This window comes from Mesorhizobium sp. B2-4-18 (genome assembly GCF_006441385.1).
Taxonomy (GTDB): Bacteria; Pseudomonadota; Alphaproteobacteria; order Rhizobiales; family Rhizobiaceae; genus Mesorhizobium; species Mesorhizobium australicum.
The window spans coordinates 674,625-699,962 of record NZ_VFUW01000001.1 but is presented as its reverse complement, the minus strand read 5'-3'; the positions used below and the strand labels follow the sequence as shown (position 1 = coordinate 699,962).

25 protein-coding genes are annotated in these 25,338 nt (G+C 63.8%); 12 read left to right on the top strand and 13 right to left on the bottom strand.

Annotated elements, in window-relative coordinates; translation table 11 throughout:
* Positions 1-13: 13 nt before the first annotated feature.
* The 6 genes from FJ527_RS03220 (at position 14) to FJ527_RS03195 (ending at position 4,640) form a co-directional block, all read left to right on the top strand.
* Positions 14-775 (top strand): acyl-homoserine-lactone synthase, encoded by a 762-nt coding sequence (locus tag FJ527_RS03220; RefSeq protein WP_140660059.1) that lies wholly within the window; start codon positions 14-16, stop codon positions 773-775.
* A 143-nt stretch (positions 776-918) separates the two neighbouring features.
* Complete coding sequence (locus FJ527_RS03215) at positions 919-1,068, top strand: DUF3096 domain-containing protein (protein ID WP_015314280.1); 150 nt, start codon at positions 919-921, stop codon at positions 1,066-1,068.
* Between the two features lie 161 nt (positions 1,069-1,229).
* Entirely contained in the window at positions 1,230-1,454 is a 225-nt protein-coding gene (locus FJ527_RS03210) for an aa3-type cytochrome c oxidase subunit IV (RefSeq protein WP_015314279.1), read from the top strand.
* Between the two features lie 87 nt (positions 1,455-1,541).
* Positions 1,542-2,816, top strand: coding sequence for a Re/Si-specific NAD(P)(+) transhydrogenase subunit alpha (locus tag FJ527_RS03205; protein ID WP_140660058.1), 1,275 nt, complete (start codon positions 1,542-1,544; stop codon positions 2,814-2,816).
* Complete coding sequence (locus FJ527_RS03200; RefSeq protein ID WP_172220550.1) at positions 2,813-3,241, top strand: proton-translocating transhydrogenase family protein; 429 nt, start codon at positions 2,813-2,815, stop codon at positions 3,239-3,241. Before FJ527_RS03205 ends, FJ527_RS03200 begins: the two co-directional genes overlap by 4 nt.
* Position 3,242: 1 nt before the next feature.
* Positions 3,243-4,640, top strand: a complete 1,398-nt coding sequence (locus FJ527_RS03195) for an NAD(P)(+) transhydrogenase (Re/Si-specific) subunit beta (protein WP_015314276.1) — start codon at positions 3,243-3,245, stop codon at positions 4,638-4,640.
* A gap of 74 nt (positions 4,641-4,714) precedes the next feature.
* Here the strand turns inward: FJ527_RS03195 and FJ527_RS03190 are convergent, their stop codons facing one another.
* From FJ527_RS03190 to FJ527_RS03180, 4 genes are all read right to left on the bottom strand, one after another.
* On the bottom strand, positions 4,715-5,632 hold the full coding sequence (locus FJ527_RS03190) for a membrane protein (RefSeq protein ID WP_015314275.1): 918 nt from the start codon (positions 5,630-5,632) through the stop codon (positions 4,715-4,717).
* Between the two features lie 216 nt (positions 5,633-5,848).
* A complete protein-coding gene (gyrB, locus tag FJ527_RS03185; protein WP_140615003.1) occupies positions 5,849-8,320 on the bottom strand; it encodes a DNA topoisomerase (ATP-hydrolyzing) subunit B in 2,472 nt (823 codons plus the stop codon).
* 145 nt (positions 8,321-8,465) lie between these two features.
* The gene (locus FJ527_RS29240) at positions 8,466-8,657 is read right to left on the bottom strand and encodes a hypothetical protein (protein ID WP_181166271.1); all 192 of its coding nucleotides are present in this window, start codon (positions 8,655-8,657) and stop codon (positions 8,466-8,468) included.
* A gap of 158 nt (positions 8,658-8,815) precedes the next feature.
* Positions 8,816-9,385 carry an NADPH-dependent FMN reductase gene (locus FJ527_RS03180; protein WP_140821645.1) on the bottom strand — a complete coding sequence of 190 codons (570 nt, stop codon included), beginning with the start codon at positions 9,383-9,385 and terminating at the stop codon, positions 8,816-8,818.
* A gap of 211 nt (positions 9,386-9,596) precedes the next feature.
* On the opposite strand from FJ527_RS03180, the gene FJ527_RS03175 reads away from it, so the two are divergent.
* The gene (locus FJ527_RS03175) at positions 9,597-10,970 is read left to right on the top strand and encodes a cytochrome P450 (RefSeq protein ID WP_140660055.1); all 1,374 of its coding nucleotides are present in this window, start codon (positions 9,597-9,599) and stop codon (positions 10,968-10,970) included.
* Between the two features lie 13 nt (positions 10,971-10,983).
* Here FJ527_RS03175 and FJ527_RS03170 read toward each other — a convergent pair whose 3' ends face one another.
* Positions 10,984-11,961, bottom strand: a complete 978-nt coding sequence (locus tag FJ527_RS03170; RefSeq protein ID WP_140791552.1) for a complex I NDUFA9 subunit family protein — start codon at positions 11,959-11,961, stop codon at positions 10,984-10,986.
* Between the two features lie 268 nt (positions 11,962-12,229).
* Complete coding sequence (locus tag FJ527_RS03165) at positions 12,230-12,511, bottom strand: hypothetical protein (protein WP_140821643.1); 282 nt, start codon at positions 12,509-12,511, stop codon at positions 12,230-12,232.
* Between FJ527_RS03165 and FJ527_RS03160 the strand changes: the two genes are divergently transcribed.
* On the top strand, positions 12,510-12,731 hold the full coding sequence (locus FJ527_RS03160; protein WP_140821641.1) for a hypothetical protein: 222 nt from the start codon (positions 12,510-12,512) through the stop codon (positions 12,729-12,731). The genes FJ527_RS03165 and FJ527_RS03160 overlap by 2 nt on opposite strands.
* Before the next feature lie 25 nt (positions 12,732-12,756).
* Here the strand turns inward: FJ527_RS03160 and FJ527_RS03155 are convergent, their stop codons facing one another.
* The 5 genes from FJ527_RS03155 to FJ527_RS03135 form a co-directional block, all read right to left on the bottom strand.
* Complete coding sequence (locus FJ527_RS03155) at positions 12,757-13,758, bottom strand: Ldh family oxidoreductase (RefSeq protein WP_140821639.1); 1,002 nt, start codon at positions 13,756-13,758, stop codon at positions 12,757-12,759.
* 107 nt (positions 13,759-13,865) lie between these two features.
* Positions 13,866-14,675 (bottom strand): ABC transporter permease, encoded by an 810-nt coding sequence (locus FJ527_RS03150; protein ID WP_015314268.1) that lies wholly within the window; start codon positions 14,673-14,675, stop codon positions 13,866-13,868.
* Positions 14,675-15,340, bottom strand: a complete 666-nt coding sequence (locus tag FJ527_RS03145; RefSeq protein ID WP_041163582.1) for an ABC transporter permease — start codon at positions 15,338-15,340, stop codon at positions 14,675-14,677. Before FJ527_RS03145 ends, FJ527_RS03150 begins: the two co-directional genes overlap by 1 nt.
* Before the next feature lie 204 nt (positions 15,341-15,544).
* Entirely contained in the window at positions 15,545-16,342 is a 798-nt protein-coding gene (locus FJ527_RS03140; protein ID WP_140614991.1) for a transporter substrate-binding domain-containing protein, read from the bottom strand.
* A 55-nt stretch (positions 16,343-16,397) separates the two neighbouring features.
* Positions 16,398-17,213, bottom strand: a complete 816-nt coding sequence (locus FJ527_RS03135; RefSeq protein ID WP_015314265.1) for an ABC transporter ATP-binding protein — start codon at positions 17,211-17,213, stop codon at positions 16,398-16,400.
* 213 nt (positions 17,214-17,426) lie between these two features.
* Here FJ527_RS03135 and FJ527_RS03130 point away from each other — a divergent pair, with 213 nt between their 5' ends.
* The 4 genes from FJ527_RS03130 to FJ527_RS03115 all read left to right on the top strand — a co-directional run bounded on the left by FJ527_RS03130 (position 17,427) and on the right by FJ527_RS03115 (position 21,558).
* Positions 17,427-18,299, top strand: a complete 873-nt coding sequence (locus FJ527_RS03130; protein WP_140614989.1) for a dimethylarginine dimethylaminohydrolase family protein — start codon at positions 17,427-17,429, stop codon at positions 18,297-18,299.
* Positions 18,269-18,940 (top strand): TetR family transcriptional regulator C-terminal domain-containing protein, encoded by a 672-nt coding sequence (locus tag FJ527_RS03125; protein ID WP_015314263.1) that lies wholly within the window; start codon positions 18,269-18,271, stop codon positions 18,938-18,940. Before FJ527_RS03130 ends, FJ527_RS03125 begins: the two co-directional genes overlap by 31 nt.
* An 80-nt stretch (positions 18,941-19,020) precedes the next feature.
* Positions 19,021-20,601, top strand: a complete 1,581-nt coding sequence (locus FJ527_RS03120; RefSeq protein WP_140821637.1) for a 5-guanidino-2-oxopentanoate decarboxylase — start codon at positions 19,021-19,023, stop codon at positions 20,599-20,601.
* 249 nt (positions 20,602-20,850) lie between these two features.
* On the top strand, positions 20,851-21,558 hold the full coding sequence (locus FJ527_RS03115) for an SDR family NAD(P)-dependent oxidoreductase (RefSeq protein WP_140614983.1): 708 nt from the start codon (positions 20,851-20,853) through the stop codon (positions 21,556-21,558).
* Here the strand turns inward: FJ527_RS03115 and FJ527_RS03110 are convergent.
* A complete protein-coding gene (locus FJ527_RS03110) occupies positions 21,543-23,411 on the bottom strand; it encodes a hypothetical protein (RefSeq protein ID WP_140821635.1) in 1,869 nt (622 codons plus the stop codon). The two genes, FJ527_RS03115 and FJ527_RS03110, sit on opposite strands and share 16 nt — an antisense overlap.
* A gap of 130 nt (positions 23,412-23,541) precedes the next feature.
* Positions 23,542-25,239 carry a 30S ribosomal protein S1 gene (rpsA, locus tag FJ527_RS03105; protein WP_015314259.1) on the bottom strand — a complete coding sequence of 566 codons (1,698 nt, stop codon included), beginning with the start codon at positions 25,237-25,239 and terminating at the stop codon, positions 23,542-23,544.
* Positions 25,240-25,338: the final 99 nt, after the last annotated feature.

The following is a 25,338-nucleotide window of genomic DNA, read 5'->3' as shown; positions in this document are numbered from 1 at the left end:
CGAGGACTTGAGAATGGATGCTGCGAGAAACGATGCGCGGGCCGGCGCCAGCTCCAATGCTGGGTCGGCGCTGAACCAGTCGATCATGCAATTGCTGGAGCATGTCGACTACCGTCTCATCACTGGAGGCGAGGATCTGGAGGCGATCTACCGCCTTCGCTATCAATCCTACCTGCAATCGGGCATGTGCGGCCCGATCGCCAGCGGGATGTTCGAGGATCGCTGGGACAATCTGCCGAATTCCTATCGGTTCGGCGTCTATTTCGATGGACACCTGGTCAGCACGTTACGGCTTCACTACATTTCCAGAGAGCATCCTCATTCGCCGTCCGTCGATGCCTATCCGGAAATATTGGCCGAGCGGCTTGCCCGCGGAGAGACGTTCATCGACGGGACTCGTTTCGCAACCGATGCCGACAGTGCGCCCGCGCCCGGAGTTCTGCCTTTTCTCACGCTCAGGCTTGGCATGGTGGCCGCTTCTTACTTTGGGCTTACCGCAGTGCTAACGCCGGTCAAGATCGAGCACTCCGCTTACTATGCTCGTATCTTTCATGCCGTTCAGAGGACAGAGGGCAAGGTGTTCCCGGGAGTCCTTGCGCCGATCGCTCTGTTCGAAATCCCGTGCGGCGAAAACTTGCGCCAGACACTCGAACGGTTCCCGTTCTTTAAGTCGACAGCCGTGGAACAGCGGATGATGTTCGCCAATCCGGCCATCAACCGGCTGACGCCGCTGTCCATAGTGCCGACGGCGAAATACTACCGCGATGCTGCCTGAACGGGCGTCGTCCTTGCATCTGAACCTTCCCGCGGCTTCGCCGTTATAGGGAGCGGCATCGCCATCGAGGATCGCCGCGATCCTGCCCAACGGGCATTTCGCCCCGGGCTCCTGTCGCATTGTTCGTGGGAAGGAATACGGTCATGACCATCCACTCGCTCGCGCTCACACCGCTTATCTCGCTGATCGCCGGCGTGCTGATCCTGATCATGCCGCGGCTCCTGAACTACATCGTCGCGCTCTATCTGATTGTCGTTGGGCTGCTCGGGCTTTTTCCTCACCTTGCTGGCTGAGACGCTGGGCAGGGCTCGCGCAAAAGCCATCCCGCGGGCATCGGCCGCCAGTTTCAATTTTCCCTTGAGGGAGTTGTCGGCTGCGATGCGGCAATAGCGCCATTGCCCTGCGCCCAGCTTTTCGGTATGTGCCTGAAAGATGTCTTCGAAGGGGTATTCCTATGGCTGAGCACACGCCGAGCGGTCCTGTAGAACTGGGCGCGAAGATGGACTATGCCGAGCATGACCGCACCTATGCGGGCTTCCTGGCGCTGGCCAAATATGGCTCGCTCTTCTGCGGCGCGCTTCTCCTGGCGATGGCTTTCGGCTTCTTCGCGGGCGGCTTCTTCTCTGCGCTGATCCTGTTCGTGCTTATTCTGGCAGTCGGCGCCTTCATTCTGCGATAGACCTTCCAAAACGCTCTTGCGGTTGACGTCGCCGGATATCCCGGTCGACACTTCGCGCAGACAGGTTCCGGCCGAAAGGATCATGCGGTGGGACAGACGGTTTTCATCCCTCGTGAGCTCGACGCGAACGAGCCGCGTGTCGCGGCTTCGCCCGATACGGTGAAGCGGCTGACGGCCCTGGGTTTCGACGTGATCGTCGAAGCCGGAGCCGGCACCCGCTCGCGTATCCCCGACGAAGAGTTTGCCAAGACGGGTGCTGTCATCGGCAAGGCCTCGGATGTCGCCAATGCCGATGTCGTGCTGAAGGTTCGCCGGCCAACGGATGCCGAGCTGAAGAGTTACAAATCCGGCGCCGCGGTGATCGCCATCATGGATCCCTACGGCAACGATGCGGCTGTCGCGGCCTTGGCCAAAGCCGGCGTCACCGCCTTCTCGATGGAGTTCATGCCGCGCATCACCCGCGCGCAATCGATGGACGTCCTGTCCAGCCAGGCCAATCTTGCCGGCTACCAGGCGGTGATCGACGGAGCCGCCGAATACGACCGGGCGCTGCCGATGATGATGACGGCGGCTGGCACGGTGCCGGCGGCCAAGGTCTTCATCATGGGCGTCGGCGTTGCCGGCCTGCAGGCGATCGCCACCGCGCGCCGTCTCGGTGCCGTCGTCACCGCCACCGACGTTCGGCCCGCCGCCAAGGAACAAGTCGCCTCGCTCGGCGCGAAGTTCCTCGCAGTCGAGGACGAGGAGTTCAAGGCCGCCGAGACGGCCGGCGGCTACGCCAAGGAAATGTCGAAGGAGTACCAGGCCAAGCAGGCGGCGCTGACCGCCGAACACATCGCCAAGCAGGACATCGTCATCACCACGGCGCTGATCCCCGGCCGGCCTGCGCCGAAGCTGGTGTCGGCGGCGATGGTCGCCTCGATGAAGCCGGGCTCGGTGATCATCGACCTCGCCGTCGAGCGTGGCGGCAATGTCGAGGGCGCCGAGGCCGGCAAGATCGTCACCACGGTCAACAATGTGAAGATCGTCGGTCATCTCAACGTGCCAGGTCGCATCGCGGCATCCGCCTCGCTGCTTTATGCCAGGAACCTGTTCGCCTTCGTCGAGACGCTCGTCGACAAGACGACCAAGACGCTTGCCATCAATCGCGACGACGATCTGGTCAAGGCAACCATGCTGACCGACGGCGGCAAGGTCGTTCATCCGGCCTTCGCCAAGGCCGACCAGCAGCCTTATGTCGAGCCGGCCGCGATCCCGGCCACGACCATGGTCGCCGATGCCACGGCCGCGCCCAGGAAGGCCGCGCCCGGGAAGCCCGCCGCATCCAAGTCACCCTCGCCGAAGCCGAAAGGGACCGCGTGATGGACCAGACCTTGCAGAAAGCCCTGGATCAGCTCGACCAGGCAAGCGCTGCCGTTCGGCTCGCGGTGCAGAACCTGGCCAATGCCCCAGGCGGTGCCGACGCGGCCGGTGATGCCGCGCATGCGCTCTCGGGCGGGGCCATCGATCCCTTCGTCTTCCGTTTCGCCATCTTCATCCTGGCGATCTTCGTCGGCTATTACGTCGTCTGGTCGGTGACCCCGGCACTGCACACGCCGCTGATGGCCGTCACCAACGCCATCTCGTCCGTCATCGTCGTCGGTGCGCTGCTCGCCGTCGGCATCGCGGCCTCCGGCGTCGCCGCCGGCTTCGGTTTCGTCGCGCTGATGCTGGTCTCGGTCAACATCTTCGGCGGCTTTCTCGTCACCCAGCGCATGCTGGCCATGTACAAGAAGAAGGACAAGTGACGTGACCGTCAATCTCGCCTCCTTCCTCTATCTGGTATCCGGCGTCCTGTTCATCATGGCGTTGCGCGGCCTCTCGCATCCGACCACCAGCCGGCAGGGCAATCTCTACGGCATGATCGGCATGGGCATCGCCATTGCCACCACGCTGGCGCTGGCAACCCCGTCCGCCGGTCGCTTCGGCCTGATCGTGCTTGGCCTCGCCATTGGCGGTGGCGTCGGCGCCGTCACCGCGCGCCGCATCGCCATGACCTCGATGCCGCAACTGGTCGCCGCCTTCCACTCGCTCGTCGGCCTTGCCGCCGTCATGGTGGCGGCCGCGGCCATCTATGCGCCGGAAAGCTTCGGCATCGGCACGGATGGCGACATCCATGCCCAGGCGCTGGTCGAGATGAGCCTTGGCGTCGCCATCGGTGCCATCACCTTCACCGGCTCAGTCATTGCCTTCCTGAAGCTCGACGGCCGCATGTCGGGCAAGCCGATCATGATCGGCGGCCGTCACGTCATCAACGCTGCCCTTGGCGTGGCCCTGATCGTGCTGATCGTGCTGCTGGTCACCACGGAATCGAAACTGGTGTTCTGGCTGATCGTTGCCGCCTCGCTGGTGCTCGGCGTGCTCCTGATCATCCCGATCGGTGGCGCCGACATGCCGGTGGTCGTGTCGATGCTGAATTCCTATTCCGGCTGGGCGGCCGCCGCCCTTGGCTTCACGCTCGGCAACCTGGCGCTGATCATCACCGGCGCGCTGGTCGGCTCGTCGGGCGCGATCCTGTCCTACATCATGTGCAAGGGCATGAACCGAAGCTTCATCTCGGTCATCCTCGGCGGCTTCGGCGGCGAGACCGCCGCTGCGGCCGATGACGGCATCGAGCGCACCGTCAAGCAGGGTTCGGCCGACGATGCCGCCTACCTGATGATGAACGCGCAGAAGGTCATCATCGTGCCCGGCTACGGCATGGCGGTCGCACAGGCGCAGCATGCCCTGCGTGAAATGGCCGACAAGCTCAAGGCCAATGGCGTCGACGTCAAATACGCCATCCACCCCGTCGCCGGCCGCATGCCCGGTCACATGAATGTGCTGCTCGCCGAAGCCAACGTGCCGTACGACGAAGTGTTCGAGCTCGAGGACATCAACTCGGAGTTTGCCCAGGCCGACGTCGCCTACGTCATCGGCGCCAACGACGTCACCAACCCGTCCGCGCGCGACGACAAGTCGTCGCCCATCTACGGCATGCCGATCCTCGACGTCGACAAGGCCCGCACCTGCCTGTTCGTCAAGCGCTCGCTCGGGTCCGGCTATGCCGGCATCGACAACACGCTGTTCTACAAGGACGGCACCATGATGCTGCTCGGCGACGCCAAGAAGATGACCGAGGAAATCGTCAAGGCGATGGATCACTGACCGGTCGGTCTTGATCGTCGAATAGAAAGAGCCCGGTCGATGCCGGGCTCTTTAATTTTGGCGTGATGCTGCCTTCAGCCGTTGGTCAGGAACACCGCTTCCTCTTCATCGCGCTGCCTGCCGCCGAGCGCTGCGGCCGCACTGGCGATGAAGGCGCCGATGACCAGCGACAAGGCGCCGAGAAGCGCGAAAGTGGCGCTTGCTTTCCTTGCCGTGTCGGCCGCCTGCTTCGCCTTGACCTTTGCGTCCTGCGCCTTCGCCAGCACCGTATCGACACGCGTCTTGGCATCAGCCTCGGAAAGGCCGGTGCGCGCGGCGACCAATTGCGCAAGATAGGTCTTGTCTTCCGCCGAGACCTCGCCGGCGACGGCACCGGCGATCAGGATCCGCGAGGCCTGCCCGGCCGCGGCGGCTTCGTCGGCAGGATTGGCGGTGGCCAGCTTGGCCGGATCGGCCGGGCGGAACAGGGAATCCACCAGATAGGAGGTCGCATTGTCGGTCGATGCACCGCTGGCATTCGCCGAGGCCCCGGCCGACGCACCCATGGCAGCTCCCGAGGCCACGGTGGACGCGGCCTGTACACCTGAACCAATCGCGGCGGAAAGTGCCGAGCCAAGCACGCCGGCGACCAGCAAGGTGGCCAGCGCCCAGGCGAGAAAGCCGTGCGCGGTGTCACGGAAATAGACTTCGTCGGTGTGGATGCCGACCCATTTGGTCCGCAACCGGCCAGCAAGGTAGCCGCCTACACCGGCGGACAGCCACTGCACGATCACCAGCCAGACGGCGGTGGAAACCGCGAAGGTGGTGATCGACGCGCCAGAGCCCGACCATGGTGAAACCATGCTGAGCCCAAGGCCTGAGCCGAGCAACATAAGGATGAACGTCAACGTCGAGGCCGCGAAAGCGCCGGCGATGATCGGTCCCCAGCTGACGGCGGTGGAGGACGATTCCGTGGAAGCGGATACGTCGACAGCCGATAGGGTGGACTGCATCGACGCCCCCTACCGTACGAACAGCATGATGAGGATGATGATCGGAATCGGAATGCCGAGCAACCAGAGTAGAATGCCGCGTCCCATGAAAAGCCTCCTGCAAGAAATTGTGATGGACACTGTCACAATGTCTTCGAAGGCCTTCTGTTCCGGCGCATCCTCATTATTGGCGCGGGCACGAGCTATGCCAATCTGTCAAAAAGGCTGTGCGAAACCTCAAATATCCAGGTTGGCGACCGACAGTGCGTTGTCCTGGATGAACTCGCGCCGAGGCTCCACCTCGTCACCCATCAGCCGCGAGAACAGGCTGTCGGCATCGGTCGCATCGTTGACCTTGACCTGCAGCAGCGAACGCACGTTCGGGTCAAGCGTGGTTTCCCAGAGCTGCTCGGCATTCATTTCGCCGAGACCCTTGTAGCGCTGCATGGTCAGCCCCTTGCGGCCGGTCGCAAAGACCGCGTTGAGCAGCGCCAGCGGTCCCGAGACTGTTTCGGACACCTCCTTGCGGCGCAGCACCGGCGGCGCCCCGTAGACTTCGCTGAGGCGCTGCGCGTAGCGATCGAGCTGGCGTGCGTCGGCGGAATTGATCAACGCCATGTCGAGATGGGCGTATTCCTTGACGCTGCGCACGGTGCGTTCGAAGACATAGCCGCCGATGCCCTCGTTCGAGGTCGACATGCGGCCGGTCCAGCCGCGCTCGGTATCCTCGGCAATGATGTCAAGGCGTTGCGCGATCCGCTCCGCCATCGCGTTGGCGCGGCCAAGATCGGCGAAGATTTCGGGATTGAGCCCGCCGGCGATCGCCGCCTGCTCGACGACGTCGCGGTTATAGCGCGTGTGCAAGCCGTTGATGAGCTGGCGCACGGCAAGCGCATCGGCGACGGCGCCGTGCAGATCCTGTCCGGTCCGCACTTCCCCTGAGCCGAGCGTAAGGGACGCTTCCTCCAACCCCGAATCGATCAGGAATTCTTCGAAGGCGCTCTCATTCTTGATGTATTGCGAGCTCTTGCCGCGCGTCACCTTGTAGAGCGGCGGCTGGGCGATGTAGAGGTGGCCGCGCTCGATCAGCTCGGGCATCTGCCGGAAGAAGAAAGTGAGCAGCAAGGTCCTGATATGGGCGCCGTCGACGTCCGCGTCGGTCATCAGGATGATCTTGTGGTAGCGCAGCTTGTCGGCGTTGAATTCGTCCTTGCCGATCGAGGTGCCGAGCGCGGTGATCAGCGTGCCGATCATGTCGGAAGAGAGCATGCGGTCGAAGCGGGCCCGCTCGACATTGAGGATCTTGCCGCGCAGGGGAAGGATTGCCTGGTTTTGGCGCGAACGGCCGCCCTTCGCGGAGCCGCCGGCCGAGTCACCCTCGACGATGAAGATTTCGGACTTCGCCGGATCGCGTTCCTGGCAATCGGCCAGCTTGCCGGGCAGCGAGGTGACGCCCAGCGAGGTCTTGCGGGTGATGTCGCGAGCCTTGCGCGCCGCTTCACGCGCCGCCGCGGCCTGGATCACCTTGTCGACGACCACCTTGCCCTCGGTCGGATGCTCTTCGAGCCACGTGCCGAGCGCTTCGTTGACCAGTCCCTCGACCACGGGACGAACCTCCGACGAGACCAGCTTGTCCTTGGTCTGCGACGAGAATTTCGGATCGGGAACCTTGACCGACAGCACCGCCGTCAGGCCCTCGCGGCAATCGTCGCCGATCAGCGAGACCTTTTCCTTCTTGGTCAGCCCCGAAGATTCGCCATAGCCGGTGATCTGGCGGGTCAGTGCGCCGCGAAAACCGGCCAGATGGGTGCCGCCATCGCGCTGCGGGATGTTATTGGTGAAGGCCAGCACATTCTCGTGGTAACTGTCGTTCCACCACATCGCCACTTCCACGGTGATGCCGTCACGCTCGGCCCTGATGGAGATGGGCTTTCCGATCAGCGGTTTCTTGACCCGGTCGAGATATTTGACGAACTCTTCCAGGCCGCCATCATAGTGCAGTTCATGCTTCACGACGTCGGCATGACGGGCGTCTGTCAGAACGATGCGCACGCCGGAGTTCAGGAAGGCGAGTTCGCGCAGCCGGTGCTCCAGCGTGCCGAAATCGAATTCGACCATGGTAAAGGTCTCGGACGACGGAAAGAAGGTGACCTCGGTGCCGCTGCGGCCCTCATTGGTGCCTGGGCGCTTGTCCTGCTCGTAGCTGCCGATCGCCTTCAGCGGCGCATCGGCATTGCCGTGGGTAAAGCTCATCTCGAAGACCTGGCCGTTGCGGCGGATCTTGAGCTTCAGCCAGGCCGACAGCGCGTTGACCACCGAGACGCCGACGCCATGCAGACCGCCAGACACCTTGTAGGAGTTCTGGTCAAACTTTCCGCCGGCATGCAGCTGCGTCATGATCACTTCGGCCGCCGAAATGCCTTCGCTGGGGTGAATGTCGGTTGGAATGCCACGGCCATTGTCGATAACCGTCACCGAACCGTCGGGATTGAGCGTCACCGAAACCAGGTCGGCATGGCCGGCCAGCGCCTCGTCGATGGCGTTGTCGACCACTTCGTAGACCATGTGATGCAGGCCCGAGCCGTCATCGGTATCGCCGATATACATGCCCGGCCGCTTGCGGACGGCGTCCAACCCCTTCAAAACCTTGATGGAATCGGCGCCGTATTCGGCTTCAGCGCCGTTTGTGTTCTCGGTCTGGTCGCTCATAAAAACCTGTTGTCTAGATGCCGCTTTTACAGCGCGAAAAATCGGCCCCGAATCGCGCTTCTGATATGGGGTAGATATAGGCGCTAAAGGCGGTTTTTCCAAGGTTTGCAGGCATTTCCGGCGCGAATGCCGAGCCGGCAGCCGGCTATTTTTTTCGGGCGTTGAATTTAGCCAGGAGGCCGCGCAAATATTTGACCTGGATTTGTCCCTGGGCGCCAGCCGGCCCGTCTGGTCGAGCTCCAGCGAAACCAAGTTTCCTCAGCGCCGCTTCCATCGCTTCGCCGCCTTGGGCGGGGTTGGCAAGCGGCCGGACCAGCCGGTAGTCGTCATTGGCCATGACCAATGGCCACGTGCCGCTCGGCCGCCGCGATAGCGGTGGTCGCAAGCATCAGCAGCATGGCAAACAGCAAACGCAGTCGAACCGCCCCCGGCTCAGTCGTTTGCCGACCATTCCACCTCTTTATGGCGCAAGCAAGCCGCGCTGAGGCGGCTCTCTCAGGCGGCGCGCATCGGTTTCAACGCCTCGCTCCAGCGCAACAGTTCGTCCAGCATGGTCTTGGTCCCGCTCCGCACTTGCTCGCTGGCATCGAAGGCGCCGTTCTCGTCGAGCAGTTTCTGGTACAGCGGCAGCGCGACACCTTCCGGGATAGGCATGATCCCGACCGAGGTCAGCAGCGGCTTCAGCGCCTGCGCCGCGCGCAGGCCGCCGGAGACACCGCCATAGCTGAAGATCGCAGCGGGCTTGTATTTCCATTCGCGGGCGAGATAGTCGATCGCGTTGATGATCGCGGGTGCGGCGAAGTAATTGTATTCCGGCGCCACGAACACGAAGGCGTCAGCGGCATCCATCGCCTTCGACCAGGCCTTGGTGTGGTCGTTCTGATAATTGCCGAGCCTTGGATGATGCGGTTCATCCAGGGCCGGCAGGTTGAACGCGGCTATGTCGGTCAGCACTGGCTCGAATTTTCCGTGTTCGCGTACGAACGTCTCCAGCCATTCGGCGAAAACCGGGCCAGCGCGGCCGGGCCGCGTGCTGCCGATGATGATGTTCAACTGGTGCTTCAAGGCAGGCTCCTTTGTCAGGCAGTATCTGTTGGTGACTGCCACTACGGCAGAGCGTTCCAGCAGGCAAGGTTGGATCCCTGAAGGAACGGTCACGATCGGATGAACAGACCGTCCGCCCTGGCGTTCCCGCCGTCATCGGTCCGGTTGCCGTTCGGTGACATGGACGCCGGAGGTGGCAGCCACTACATTGATGGGGACAGCGGAGCACTTCATGGACACGCAGCCCGCCCCATTCGTTCCTCCCGCCCCGAAGCCGCGCACGTCGCCGCCTTCGACGCTGGAAATGATCCGCATCGTCTATCGCAACCCGCTCGAACTCTGGGGCGAGCCGACCTACAACGAACCCTGGATTTCTGCCAAGGGCGCTGGTGGGCCGCTGGTCATCGCCAATGATCCGGGCCTGATCCGCCATGTGCTGGTCGACAACGCCAAGAACTACAAGATGGCGACGGTGCGCCAGAAGATACTGAGGCCGATCCTGCGCGACGGCCTGCTGACGGCCGAGGGCGAGGTGTGGAAGCGGTCGCGCAAGGCAATGGCGCCGGTGTTCACGCCACGCCACATTTTCGGCTTCGCCCAGCCGATGCTGAAACGGACGCTGGAGTTCGTCACCCGTTACGAGGCCGGCGGCACGTCCGATATCGCCCATGACATGACGCTGCTCACCTATGACATCCTGGCCGAGACGCTGTTTTCCGGCGAGATCGCGGGCGAGCCCGGCAGTTTCGCCAACGAGATCGACCGCCTGTTCGAAACCATGGGCCGCGTGGATCCGCTCGACCTGCTGCGCGCGCCCGACTGGCTGCCGCGGCTGACCCGTATCCGCGGCCGCAAGACCATGGCCTATTTCCGCAAGATCGTGACCGACACGGTCAAGATGCGCGAAGAGAAGTTCAGGCGCGACCCCGATGCCGTGCCGCAGGATTTCCTGACGCTGCTGCTCAAGGCCGAAGGCCCCGACGGACTGACGCGCCCGGAAGTCGAGGACAACATCATCACCTTCATCGGCGCCGGCCACGAGACCACGGCGCGCGCGCTCGGCTGGACGCTCTATTGCCTGGCCGAATCGCCCTGGGAGCGCGACCGGGTCGAACAGGAGATCGACCGGGTGCTGGCGCGCGAGCCCGATCCGGCGAAGTGGCTCGACGCCATGCCGCTGACACGCGCAGCCTTCGACGAGGCGCTTCGGCTCTACCCGCCGGCGCCATCGATCAATCGCGAGCCGATCGTACCGGAAATGTGGAAGGATCTTTATATCCCCAAGCACGCCGCCGTGCTGGTGATGCCATGGGTGGTTCATCGCCACAGGAAGCTGTGGGACCGGCCCGACGCCTTCCTGCCCGAACGCTTCCATCCGGGAAACCGTGAAAAGATCGACCGCTTCCAATATCTGCCCTTCGGCGCCGGCCCGCGCGTCTGCATCGGCGCCAGCTTCGCCATGCAGGAGGCGATCATCGCGCTCGCCATCCTCTTGTCACGCTTCCGCTTCGACGCGACCGCTGAAACAAAACCCTGGCCGGTGCAGAAATTGACCACGCAGCCGCAAGGCGGTCTGCCGATGCGGGTCACGCCTCGCCCTCGCTGAGGGCCGACGCTTCCTATACCGCGGGCTTACGCTGCTGGAACTGGCCGGCGGCGCGGAAGCGCCAGAGATAGCTCGGCAGGATCGTCGCGATCGATTGCGGCTGGATGCCGAGCCCCGCCAGTGTCCGGTTGGCCTTGGCAGCTTCGTCCGAAACGATGTTGTGCTCGCGCAACTGCATCACCTGGTCCTTGGTCAGCAGCGGATTGGGCAACAGGCCGAGGATCGAGGCCTGGATGTTTGCCATCCACCACGGCACCGGCACCAGCAGGCGCTTGCGCTCGATAACCGTGAGCAGTTCCTGCATGCACTCCTTGAAGGTGAGCACGTTGGGGCCGCCGAGCTCGTAAACCTGGCCGCCATCGATCTTGCCGTCGACCGAACGCGCGACAGCCTCCGCCACGTCACCGACATAGACCGGCTGGAACTTGGTCTGGCCGCCGCCGATCAGCGGCAGCACCGGCGAATAACGCGCCATATTCGCGAACCGGTTGAAGAAGCTGTCCTCCGGCCCGAAATTGATCGACGGCCGCAAGATCACGGCATCGGCGATCGTCTCCAGCACGGCCTTTTCACCGAGCGCCTTGGTGCGCGCATAATCCGATTCGGAATCCGGATCGGCGCCGAGCGCCGAAATATGGGTGAGCCCGGCGCCGACGGAGCGCGCCGCCTCGGCGATGGCGCGAGCACCGAATTCGTGCACGGCGGAGAATTTCTGCCGGCCGCTCTCATGCAGGATGGCGACGAGATTGACGACATGGTCGGCACCTTGCACGGCGCGGTCGACCGACCAGCGCACGCGCACATTGGCCTGCACCGGCTGGATCTGGCCGACATTGCCGAGCGGCTGCAAATGGCCGGCAAGGTCGGGCCGCCGGCAGGCGACCCTGATGCGATAGCCGCGCTTGGCTAGCGCCCGCACGACATGACGGCCGACAAAGCCTGATCCGCCAAAGACGACGACGAGCTTTGGGGTCTGCAGGATTTCGGTCATGGCGGGCTCCGGCGCGCGTTCCAGATGGCTTGGCTGAGCCGTTTCATAGTCCGTTTTGCGCCAAAGGCAAAGGGTGACGCGTCGTCGCGTCATTCTTGTTTTTCGCGCGATTCCAAGAAAAAGCAAGGCCCGGTATTCCTGCGACAAGCGCATCAATCATGTCTTGGCCCTGCGAGCGACAGACGCAGGAAACCCCGCCGAAGCGGGGTTTCCCGGATGACATCCATGAGGTGTCAGGGGCCGACGAGCGGCCTGACCTGAGACGGTATCAGGAGGGCCTGAAGCAAGTACGCCCACCCCAGCCCTGAACATCCGACATGGTGCCACCAACCTTCTTGCAGGCGGCGACGAAATCGGCGCTGCAGTTGGCGAATTTCGCATGGCCGTTCTTGCAGTAGTGGTCCTCGGTGGCGCCGCCACCCGGCGCGGTAATGACGCCCGGGTTGGCCGGCTTGACCGGTGCGGCCTTCAAATTGGCAGCCTGCGTGGCGCCCATGAAGGAACCGAGCAGGAGGACGGCGGTCAGCATGGTGGTCTTGGTGTTGGTCATGATGATTTCCTTTGATTTGAGGTTGGGTTTCCGGGACGCGAAGGGCGATGCCTTTCACGCGAAGCAGACTTTCGATTTTGATTTTGCTGTTCCCCGGTCTGGATCGGGCAAGCTCACCTTGCCCTGGACAAACGTTGGTCGCCCGGGCGCTCAAAAAGGTTCAGGACGCGCGCGAAAAAAAACGCGCACAACCGCGCGTCAGGCGGGGGCGGCCAAGTAATCGTCTGCAAAGAAAGGAGAAGAAATCAGGCCGAGTAGCGTTCGGCGAATTCGGAGATGCGCTGGATCACTGCCTTGGGCGCGGTGATGCCGCGCGCCTGCGCCTTTTCGGCCGCTTCGACGCGGGCGCGGCCTGGCACATGAACGCCGAAGCGCCGCCGCAGCCGGTCAAGCTGGTCTTTCATGCGCTGCTCGAAACCCGGGTCGAGCAGCTTGGGCTCGACGGCAAGCACGAACAGGCCGGTCCCGGGGCTGTCCGGGCCGCCGCTGAACCATGGCGCGTCGAGTGACCAGTTGGCGCCCGACAGGCCGGCCGCCAGCACTTCGACCATCAGCGCGATGTTGGCGCCGCGCTGGCCGCCGAAGGCGAGCATGGCGCCCTTCATGGCCGCCGCCGGATCGGTGGTCGGGTTGCCGCTGGCGTCCAGCGCCCAGCCTTCGGGAATCTTCTTGCCGTCCTCGGCGGCCTTGCGGATGTTGACAAAGGCGGTGGCGCTCGACGACTGGTCGATGACCAGCGGCGCGCCGTCGGCGGCGGGGGCGGCGAAAGACATCGGGTTGGTGCAAAAGACCGGCTTGACCGAGCCTGAGCCGGCCAGGACGGCCGGACCGTTGGTTGCGGCGAAGGACACCAGCCCCTGCGCGGCCAGCCGGCCGGTGAAGTAGCCGAGCGCCCCGCAGGTGTAGGCGTTCTTCTGCGAGAAGATGGCGACGCCGAACAGTCTTGCCGCCTTGGCGAGGTCGTCGATGGTGCGGTCGAAGCCGGTATGCGCCAGCCCGCCGCGTGCGTCCGAGAGATAGACGGCCAGCGCCGGCCGGGTGATCACAGGATCGGCATTGCCGTCGATGCGTCCGGCCTCGAGCGCTTCGAGGTAGTCGATGAAATGTGTGAGCCCGACGGCTGCAAGTCCCTCTGCCTCGGCCGCGATGATCGAGGCGGTGAGCGATTGCGCTGCTTCCTCGTTGGCGCCGGCGCCAAGTGCCGCCATCCGGCACAGCCCTTTTGCCTGGTCGAGACTGAGTTGCATGGCGATTGCCCTTAGTGAGTAGTGAGTAGGGGTTGGTGAGTGGTGAGTTGTGGAGTGCGCGGCAGCCACTTCCTACTTACCAATCCCTACCCACCACTCACTTGAACCTAGCCGATCTTGACCGGGATTCGTGCCTCGATCCGGCTGAAGGCGAAGACCAGAATGCCGGTGATCGCCATATAGATCAACGCCAGGAGCAGCAAGGGCTCATAGGTGAGATAGGTGTCCTGCCGCACCTTGGACGAGACGGCGAAGATGTCGATCACGCTGATGGTTGCCACCAGCGGCGTCGATTTCAGCTGCAGCACGGTCTCGCCGGTCAGCGTCGGCAGCGCCCGGTAGAAGGCTTGCGGCAGCCAGATGCGGCGGAAGATCTTCCAGCGGCTCATGCCGAAGGCGCGGGCGGCTTCCAGCTGCCCCTTGGGCACGCCGGCAAAGGCGCCGCGCATCACTTCGCCCTCGTAGCCGGCGAAGGACAAGGTCAGCGCCAGCACGCCGTACGGCCAGGCCTGCCTGAGATAGGGCCACATCCAGGATTCGCGGATCCATGGATATTGCGGGAAAAGCGAGCCCAGCCCGTAATAGAGCAGCCATAGCTGCAGAAGCAGCGGCGTGCCGCGGATGATGGTGCAGAAGACTTTCGCGGGTGCCGCGACCCAGATCGAGCCGGCCGCCTGCGCCAGCCCCACGGGCACGGCGATCATGAAGCCGAGCGTACAGGTGACGGCCAGGATCCACAGGGCACGCCAGATCCCCATCAGGCCCATTTCCCAATATTGCGGCAGCCAGTCCCAGCGCATAAAGAAGGCGGCTGACGCCACCAGCCCCAGCGCGATCAGGATCAGCACGATGCGATGCGGCTGCAGCCAGAGCGATGCGCGCGCCGCCGTGTCGATGATGACCGTTTCGCTGGTCATCAGCGTGCCTCCTTGATCGAAGGCATGCCGCGCCGCGCCCATTTCTCCGCGCGGCCAAGCAGGAGGTTCGAAACCAGTGTCACGCAGAGATAGAGCACGCCGGCGGCGAGGAAGAAAACCAGATATGCCTTGGTGACGCCCGCCGCCTGTCGTGTCGCCAGTGTCAGTTCGAAGAAGCCGACGACGGCCAGCAGCGCGGTGTCCTTGGTGGCGATCAACCACAGATTGGCGAGGCCCGGAATGGCGAAAGGCAGCATCGCCGGCAGCGTGATGCGCCGCAACAGAAGGCCGGGAGACATGCCGAAGGCGCGGGCGGCTTCGATCTGGCCCTGCGGGATAGCGAGGATCGCGCCGCGGATGACTTCCGTCGAATAGGCGCCCTGGACGAAGCCGAGCACGGCGATGCCGGCCACCAGCCCGCTGATGTCGACACGCTGGTAACCCATCGCCGTCAGCACCTGGTTTATCAGGTCGGTGCCGGCATAGTAGAGCAGCAGGATCAGCACCAGTTCCGGCACGGCGCGCACCACGGTGGTGTAGACCGCGAACAGGTCGCGCACCACGGGTCCGCCGTAAAGCTTGCCATAGGCACCGCAGGTTCCAATCAGCAGGCCGACGATGGTCGCGCCGACGGCGATCTCTAGCGAATGCAGGAGCCCGAGCAAGAGCGTCCCGCCCCAGCCGACGGGAGCCGGCGAGAGCAGTTCGACGATGCCGGCCGCGGAGGCCGGAAGAAAGGATTCGATCAGCTTCGCCCCCGGATTGCTGGCTCTGTCCGCCGGCACCAGCAGCCGGCGGCAAGCATGCGTGGACAGGCCGGCTGGAGGACGAGGGCGTCAGCGCCCTGTCCTCCAGCCGATGCGAGGGTCTCAGTTCGACTGCGTGGCGCCGCCGTAAATGTCGAAATCGAAATATTTCTTCGAGATCTCGTCATATTTGCCGTTGGCGCGGATCGCCTTGATGCCGGCGTTGATCTTCTCTTTCAGGGCGGTGTCTTCCTTGCGCACGCCGGCGCCGACGCCCGGTCCGAGCACCTCGTCGTCAGGGGCCACCATGCCCTTGAGATCGCAGCAGGCCTTGCCCTGGTCGGTCTTGAGGAACTCCTTGAGCGCGATGGAATCGGCCTGCACCGCGTCGAGGCGGCCCGCGGCGAGGTCGTTGTTGGCTTCGTCCTGCGTCTGGTATTCCTTGATCTCGGATGCGGTGGGGCCGAAATGCTTCTTGGCGTAGACGGCATGCACCGTCGACACCTGGACGCCGAGGACCTTGCCCTTGAGATCGTCGGGCGTGGCGCCGAACTTCTGGTCCTTGGGGCCGATGATGGCGGTCGGGGTGTTGTAGTATTTGTCGGAGAAGTCGATGGTCTTCTTGCGTTCGTCGGTGATCGACATCGACGAGACGATGAGGTCGATCTTCTTGGTGGTCAGTGCCGGGATGATGCCGTCCCAGGCGACAGGGGTGATGACGCAGTCGAGCTTCTCTTCGGCGCACACGGCGTCGATGAAGTCGATCTCCCAGCCGACCCATTTGCCCGAAGCATCGGGCGAGGTGAAGGGCGCGTAGGGTTCGGCGGCGACGCCGATCTTGACCGGATCGGCCTTGGCCACGCCCATGGCGGCGACGCCGAGCAGCAGCGCCGCGGCGAATGTCTTCAGAACAGTCTTCATTTCAGAACTCCCAGTTTGTTGTTGGTTCCCGGTTTTCTTCCGTCCCGGCCTGTCCCTAGCCGATGTTGCGGATGAACTGCTTTAGCCTTTCGGACTTGGGCGCGCCGAAGATCTGCTCCGGCGGGCCTTCCTCCTCGACCAACCCGTTGTAGAGGTAGACGACGTGGGTCGCGACCTCGCGGGCGAATTTCATTTCGTGGGTGACCAGCACCATGGTGCGGCCTTCACGGGCCAGATCGCCAATCACCTTCAGCACTTCGCCGACCAGTTCGGGATCGAGCGCCGAGGTCGGTTCGTCGAACAGCATGACGCGCGGATTGATGGCCAAGGCGCGAGCGATCGCGGCGCGCTGCTGCTGGCCGCCGGAGAGATAGGCCGGATAGACGTCGCGCTTCTCGGCCAGACCGACGCGCACCAGCAGCTTTTCGGCCTGGGCGACAGCCTGGTCGCGCTTGACGCCCAGCACATGAACGGGAACCTCGATGACGTTTTCGATCAGCGTCATATGGCTCCACAGGTTGAAGTTCTGGAACACCATGCCGAGCTTGGAGCGGATGCGTTCGATCTGCCTGCGGTCGGCCGGAATCGTATGGCCATGGCTGTCCGCCTTGAGCTTGATCTCCTCGCCATTGACCCGGATGATGCCGCTGGTCGGGTTTTCCAGGCAGTTGATGCAGCGCAGCAGCGTCGATTTGCCTGAGCCCGAGCCGCCGATGATGGCGATGACCTCGCCGTCGCGCGCCGACAGCGATACGCCCTTCAGCACATGCAGTTGACCGAATTTCTTGTGCAGGTTCTCGACATGGATGGCTTCTGCGGCGCCGTCCTGCGCCTCGCCGGATGGGACTTTGGCAGCTGCCACAGCGCTCACCAAATGACCTCCATATCGCCGCCGGCGGTTCGTCGAACGTCTATCCGGCTAATCAACATACGCTGTACTGCCTCGCTCCAGACCTCAAGCATGGACCCAACAGAGCGAGCCCGTCAATCCCGCTCATTACGGCACTTGCGGCCTTGTTGTGCAAGTGTATAAATAACCTCTCATGAAATTTTCTCGGTTTTTTTCAGCTTAAAAAGGGCATCGATGAGCGCTTTCGGATCTCAGTCCATGGCGGCGCCGCTACGGCGCGTGCTGATGCGGTCGGCGGCCAACGCCATGCGCGACGCCGACCGGGCTGCCTGGCACTATGGTCCGGGATTCAACCCGGCGAAAGCGGCCTCGCAGCACGCAGTCCTTGCTGAACTGGTGGCGGCGTCCGGCGCCGAGATCGAATGGATCGAGGACAAGGCCGACGGACTTTCGGATTCGGTGTTCACGCACGACCCTTCGCTGATGACCGACCGCGGTGCGCTGATCCTGTCCATGGGCAAGCCGCTGCGCGCCAGGGAGCCTTCGCTGCATGAAGAAACCTACAGAAGGCTGGGCATTCCGATCCTTGGCCGCGTCGAGGCTCCTGGCCAGGTCGAAGGTGGCGACTGTGTATGGGTGGATGCCCGCACGCTGGCGATCGGGCGCGGTGTCCGTTCCAACCAGGAAGGCATCCAGCAGGTTTCCAACCTGCTGTCGCCGCTGGGGATTTCCGTATACGGCTTTGATCTGCCGCTGTGGCAGGGCGAAGAGGCGTGCCTGCATCTGATGTCGGTTATCAGCCCGCTGGCCGACGACCTAGCGCTGGTCTATTCACCGCTTTTACCGGCCCCTTTCTATCAGACGCTGAAGGCACGCGGCATCCGGCTGGTCGAAGGCGACGCCGAGGAGTTCGCGGCTTCCAACGGCCTCAGCCTCAACGTGCTGCCGACCAGCCCGCTCAAGGTCATTGCGGTTGCGGGCTTTCCCAGGACCAAGGCCGCCATGGAAGCCGCCGGATGCACGGTTGAAATCTTCGAGGCGGACGCGCTCTGCATCGCCTGCGAAGGCGGGCCGACATGCCTGACGCGACCGATCCTGCGCCAATGAATGGGCGCCGTAAGTTCCGTCGCGAGGGCGAGGAGCGGCGGCGGCAGGATCTGATCGAGGCGACTCTGGACAGCGTGGCGGAATATGGCCTTCAAGGCGCCAGCCTGCGCACCATCGCATTGCGTGCCGGCGTCACCGCCGGGCTGATCCGGCATTATTTCCCGGGCAAGGAAGAATTGCTGCAGGAAGCCTATACGGCGCTGGTCGACCGCATGACCGAGCAGGCGAAGGCGGCATTGGTCATGGATGATGCCTCGCCGCGCCAGCGTCTTGCGGCTTTCATCACCGCCAATCTCAATGCGCCGATCATCGACGCGCGGGTGTTTTCGCTCTGGGCAACCTTCATCGGCCGCGCCAGTGCGGATCCCGCCCTGGCCCGTGCCCACCGCGAAGGCTACCTTGGCTTTCGCAACGAGGTGGAAGCAGTTGTGGCCGACGTGCTGGCCGCCGAACAGCACAAGCCGGACGCAACCCAGTTGCGCCACCATGCCATCGCGATCAATGCGATCATCGACGGGCTCTGGATCGAAGGCTGCCTGGCCGGCGAGATGTTCTCGCCCGGCGAATTGGCGGCGATTGGCATCAAGGCTGTCGAGTCCGAACTCGGCCTCGCGCCGCTGGAGCAATTCCTGGAAAAATGAGAAGCGGTTTTCCCGGGAAAAGCGCGCAGCGCTTCCCCCTTGGGAATTGCGTAGAAACAAAGAGATAGGGGAGAAAACCAATGACCACTGTGGGCGAAGCGCTCATTTCGCTGCTCGAGGCGCATGGCGTCGACACCGTGTTCGGCATTCCCGGCGTCCACACGGTCGAACTCTATCGCGGTCTTGCGCGCTCGAAGATTCGCCACATCACGCCGCGCCACGAACAGGGCGCCGGCTTCATGGCCGACGGCTATGCGCGCGCCGGCGGCAGGCCGGGCGTCGCCTTCGTCATCACCGGGCCGGGGCTGACCAACACCATCACCGCCATGGGCCAGGCGCGCGCCGATTCGGTGCCGATGCTGGTGATCTCCGGCGTCAACGCCACCGACACGCTCGGCAAGGGGCTTGGCTTCCTGCACGAATTGCCCGATCAGCGCGGCATGATGGAGAAGGTAGCGCTGTTGTCGCTACACGTGACCGGGGCCAGCGAATTGCCCGGTGCGCTGGCGCGGGCTTTCGCCCTGTTTTCCTCGTCTCGGCCCGGCCCTGTGCATATAGAGATCCCGACCGATATCATGGTCAAGCCGGCGGACGGATTGTCGGCAGCCTTGAGCAATGCCGGGCCGCCGGCGCCAGAGCGTGCCGCCATTGCCAGGGCTGCCGAACTCGTCGCCACCGCACGCCGCCCGCTCATCCTTGCAGGCGGCGGCGCCAAGAAAGCCGATGCGGCGCTGCGGCGCCTTGCCGAAAGGCTGGGCGCGCCGGTTGTCGAGACCACCAACGCGCGCGGTCTCATGCATGGCCATCCGCTTTGCGTGCCGGCAAGCCCAAGCCTCAAGGCGGTTCGCGCGCTCATGGCCGGGGCCGATCTGGTGATCGCCGCCGGTACCGAATTCGGCCCGACCGACTATGACGGCTATGGCGACGGTGGCTTCGTACTGCCTTCGAACCTGATCCGTATCGACATCGGCGCCGACCAGCTTGCGCGGCGTCCGGTGACGGTCGCCGTCCAGGCCGATTGCGCCGAGGCGATCGAGGCGCTGCTTGCGGCGATCGATCCCGCCCACAGCGCTGGCGAAGATGGCCATGGCCGCGCCGCGGCGGCGCGAAAGGCCGCTTTTGCCGAGTTGAGTCCGGCCTATGCGGCGCAAGTGCGTGCCGTGGAAATGATTCGCGACGCTTTGCCCGGTGCCATCATCGTTGGCGACTCGACCCAGCCGATTTACGCCGCCAACCTCTATTACGACCACGACCGGCCCGGCGGCTGGTTCAATGCCGCGACCGGCTTTGGCGCGCTTGGCTACGGTCCGCCGGCGGCGATCGGTGCGGCACTTGCCGTGCCCGATGCGCCGGTTGTCTGCCTGACCGGCGACGGGGGCTTCCAGTTCACCTTGCCGGAGATAGCGGTGGCGCTCGATTCTGGAGCGCCCGTCATCTTCGTGGTCTGGAACAACAGAGGCTATCGCGAGATCGAGACCTCAATGCTCGATGTCGGCGTGGAACCTGTCGGCGTGTCGCCGGCGCCGCCGGATTTCTGCAAGCTTGCCGAAGCCTATGGCATTGGTGCCGAAAGGCTGGCCGATATCGACGCCTTGCCACAGGCGCTCAGGCACGCCCGGGCAACGGGGCTGCCGCGCGTCATCGAAGTCACGGTCGTCTGAAACATCCGGGCCGTCCTTGCCGACAGGAAGCGGACCATTTGCCGGCTTGGTTTTTGCAAGACCTGATCCGCTTCCGGGCGGCTTCGTTATTCGGCGATGCCCTGACGCATGCAAAGACGTGACGGCTGCCATGTCGAGATATCGGTTGAGTGATCGACTGAAAGGGGCGACGCTTCGCGTCGGCGCGGCAAACCAACGACAGCGGCAAACCAACGACAAAAGTCATAAAAATGACAGGAGCGGTCCAGGATGACGGAAACACTTGAAGGCAGGCACATCGTTGTGACCGGTGGAACCGGCGCGCTCGGTGGGGCGGTGGTCGGCAGACTGCTGGAACAGGGCGCGATCTGCCACGTGCCGAACGCGCATGCCGCGGCACCTCAGCACTTCCCCTTCACCACGCACGACAATGTCAAACTGGCGCACAATGTCGATCTCTCGGACCCCGCCAAGGTCGAGGCGTTCTACAGCCAGGTTCCTGCCTTGTGGGGATCGATCCATCTGGCCGGCGGCTTTGCCATGGCGCCGGTGGAGAAGATCGAATCGGCGTCGTTTGCCGAGATGATGGACACCAACGCCCGCACCGCCTTCCTGTGCAGCCGCGCCGCCATCCGCTCGATGCTGGCGTCGGATACTGCCGGTCGCATCGTCAATGTCACGGCACGCGCCGGGCTCGACCCGCGCCGCGGCGCCGGCATGGTCGCCTATACGGCCAGCAAGGCGGCGGTCGCGGCCATGACGGTCGCGATGGCGGAAGAATTGAAGGCCCAGGGCATCCTGGTCAACGCGGTGGCCCCATCGACGCTCGACACGCCGGCCAACCGCGCCGACATGCCGGATGCCGATTTCACCAAATGGGTCAGCCTCGAAGCAGCGGCCGAGGCAATCGCCTATCTCGCCTCGCCGGCCAATCAGGCAATGAGCGGAACGCTGGTGCCGCTCTACGGCAGGGCCTGAGCGGAGAGCGTCGAAGCCGGGCAGCCGGCGTCGGATCCATCGGCGTTGCGGTAGCTGTAGATACGCAGCGGCGATGAAGCGTCCGTGGGACACTCCCTCAACCAAGCCGGCGGCTTGCCTTCCATCAGGGCCGCCGCGAAAGGGTAGGCGGCTTCGAGACCTGGCGACGGCGCGCCTCGCCAGGCACAGATCGCGACATGTGTCGCCTTCGACGCGTCGAGAATCGCACGCGGGTCGGCGGTCATGGGGTCGAGAAAGCGGTAGCTCCGTTCGATGCCCTTGGCCGAAGGGTGGTTTGGGATCGTCACCACCTTGGGGCCGTCGGCCAGCGCGACGAAATGCGATCCGATGAGCGGTGGCGAAAAGACGATGGCGCCCGACGGCCAACCCCGTTGCGCTCCGAAATGATCGAGGTCGCAACTGTCGGCGAATTCGGCGGCGGGTATCGCCGCTTGGGAGGGTCTGACCGCCAGATGGTACAGCGCCATGGCCCCGGACAAAACCAGACCGGGCAGGATCAATGCGTATTTGCGCGATGGCGCCGGCACGGGAGATTTCAAGTAGCGCCGCAGCCCCGAACCTTGCGGCAGCAGGCTCTCCAGCACGAAGATCAGGCCGATGCCGGAGAAAATCGGGAGATAGCGGAAGTAGCGGAGATAGTCGATCGCCAGCACCAATCCGAGCAGCGAAAACAGGGCCAGTATGACCAGAGGCCGGCTGCGGCCATGCGACCCGGTGCAGATGACGACCGGCGCGAGCGCGCCGACGAACAGCAGCAACATGCTGGGAAAGCCTGACGACAGGACGAAATCGGAACGCCGGAATAGACTCAGCTCCTGAAGAATTCTGTTGAGCATGTTGTCGCGGACATAGGCGTCCATCGACGCGTAAGGGCCGTCCAGGCATTGCGGAAACAGTTTCACCAGCGCCACCAGGCTGATGGCGGCGAACACCAGCAGAAGCGCGGCCCGCATTGCCCAGCCGCCACGCGTGCCGACAAGCCGAGGTACGACGGCGAATGAGAGCCCGGCGGCGGTCAGCGCCAGCACATGCGGCGCGGAATAGGTATCGCATTTGACCGCGGCATAGGCCGAGGGCGCGACGGTAGCGGCGAACAGGCCGATCGCGCCGATCGCCAAGGCCACTCCAAAGCCGGTGATCCCTGTCGCACTCTCGTCGCGGCCGGCGATCCAGTCGAAGGCGTAGACGGCCATCACCAGGGCGAAGAACGGTGCGAACTCGGCGCTGATCGCGATTGCCAGGGCTGTCAGCAAGCCGTTGACGAAGGGCGAAAGGCGATTCCGCGACAGCAACAGGACCAGGGCGGCAAGCAGAAGCAATATCTGCAGATTGTGATAGTCGATCCGCCCCGGCGCGTATTCGAAGAAGGTGCGCGCGGCGAAGATCAAGGCCAACGGCAATGCAATGGCCGGATAGGCAAAGCCCATCGCGACAATCAGCCGGTTGTAGAAGTAGAGCGCGGGTACAAACAGGAGCAGCGGCACGACAAAGCTTGCTGCCATCAGCGCCGGCTCGAAGCCGGCGAACGGCGCGAGCAGCCACGCAAAAGCGGCATAGGGCAGGTCCACGATCCATGGCCAGTGCGAGATGTAGGGCTCGGGCTGGGCAATGCCGGGCATTGTCCGGTCGAAGATATTCCCGGTCTCGAGCAAGGTGCGGATCTCGTGTATTTTGAGAAGGTCGTCCGCATCGGCATTGAGCCGGAAGCCCAGGGACCAGAGGACGATCATCACCGTCACCATGCCGCAGAAGCAGAAAAGGGCCGGTGCGCTCATATAAAGACGCGGCAGCCACGAAGATTGCGCTGCGGCCCTGTCGTCGTCATTGCACATGGAAGGCTTCCCGGGACGACTGCCAAATACGCGAGGAAGTTTATCTTGCCGTAAAGAAAGACCCCGCCGGAGCGATCCGGCGGGGTCTTTGTTCAAGCCGCACGAAAATCGTGCGGCAAGCGGTTAATCCTTAGTTGCCCTGCTTCTTCAGCGCGGCACCCAGGATGTCGCCCAGCGAAGCGCCGGAGTCGGTCGAGCCGTACTGTGCGACGGCTTCCTTCTCTTCGGCGATTTCCAGCGCCTTGATCGAGACCTGCAGCTTGCGGGTCTTCTTGTCGAAGGCGATGACGCGGGCGTCGACCTTCTGGCCGACGGTGAAGCGCTCGGGGCGCTGCTCGTCGCGATCGCGGCTGAGGTCGGAGCGCTTGATGAAGGTCTCGATGCCGCTGTCGACCAGCCGCACTTCCAGACCGCCATCCTTGACGCCGATGACTTCGCAGGTAACGACGGCGTTCTTGCGCAGTTCGCCTGACGTCGCGGCTTCGCCGACCGTGTCCTTGGCCAGCTGCTTGATGCCGAGCGAGATGCGCTCCTTGTCGATGTCGACGTCGAGCACCTGCGCCTTGACCATGTCGCCGCGATTGTACTCTTCGATGACCTGCTCGCCCGGACGGGTCCAGTCGAGGTCGGACAGGTGCACCATGCCGTCCACGTCGCCTTCGAGGCCGATGAACAGGCCGAACTCGGTCTTGTTCTTGACCTCGCCCTCGACCTGGCTGCCGACCGGATGGCTCGAGGCGAAAGCCTGCCACGGATTCTCGAGCGTCTGCTTGAGGCCGAGCGAGATGCGGCGCTTGGCCGGATCGACTTCGAGCACCACCACGTCGACTTCCTGCGTCGTCGACAGGATCTTGCCGGGATGCACGTTCTTCTTGGTCCACGACATTTCCGAAACGTGGATAAGGCCCTCGATGCCCGGCTCCAGCTCGACGAACGCGCCGTAGTCGGTGATGTTGGTGACGGTGCCCTTGATCTTCTTGCCGATCGGGAACTTGGTGCCGATCTCGGACCACGGATCGCTCTCGAGCTGCTTCATGCCGAGCGAGATGCGGTGGGTTTCCTGGTTGATGCGGATGATCTGCACCTTGACCGTCTGACCGATGTTGAGGATTTCGGTCGGATGGTTGACGCGGCGCCATGCCATGTCGGTGACATGCAGCAGGCCGTCGATGCCGCCGAGGTCGACGAACGCACCGTAATCGGTGATGTTCTTGACGACGCCTTCGACAACCTGGCCTTCCTCGAGGTTCTGCACGATTTCCGAACGCTGTTCGGCGCGGCTCTCCTCAAGCACGGTACGGCGCGACACGACGATGTTGCCGCGGCGGCGATCCATCTTGAGGATCTCGAAGGGCTGCGGGTTGTGCATCAGCGGGGAGACGTCGCGGATCGGGCGAATATCGACCTGGCTGCGCGGCAGGAAGGCCACGGCGCCGTCGAGGTCGACGGTGAAGCCGCCCTTGACCTGGTTGAAGATGACGCCTTCGACGCGCTCGCCCTTGGTGAACTTCTCTTCGAGCTTGACCCAGCTCTCCTCGCGGCGCGCCTTGTCGCGCGACAGCACGGCCTCGCCCAGCGCATTTTCGATGCGCTCGACCATGACTTCGACCGTATCGCCGACCTTGAGCGTCGAATCCTTGCCCTTGACGCCGAATTCCTTCAGCGGCACACGGCCTTCGACCTTGAGGCCGACATCGATGATGGCCATGTCTTTTTCGATCGCCAGAATCGTGCCCTTGACGACTTGGCCTTCGCCGGAATGACCGGTGGTAAATGATTCTTCGAGCAGGCTCGCGAAATCATCGCGAGTGGGATTTGCAGCAGACATTGTTTCTCCTGGAGTACCCCGCATTTTTCGCGGGGCGGGCGCCGTGGGTTAGCGTTGCGTTGGCCTGCCGGCGTTCCGGGCTGCAAAAGCCCTGGGCCG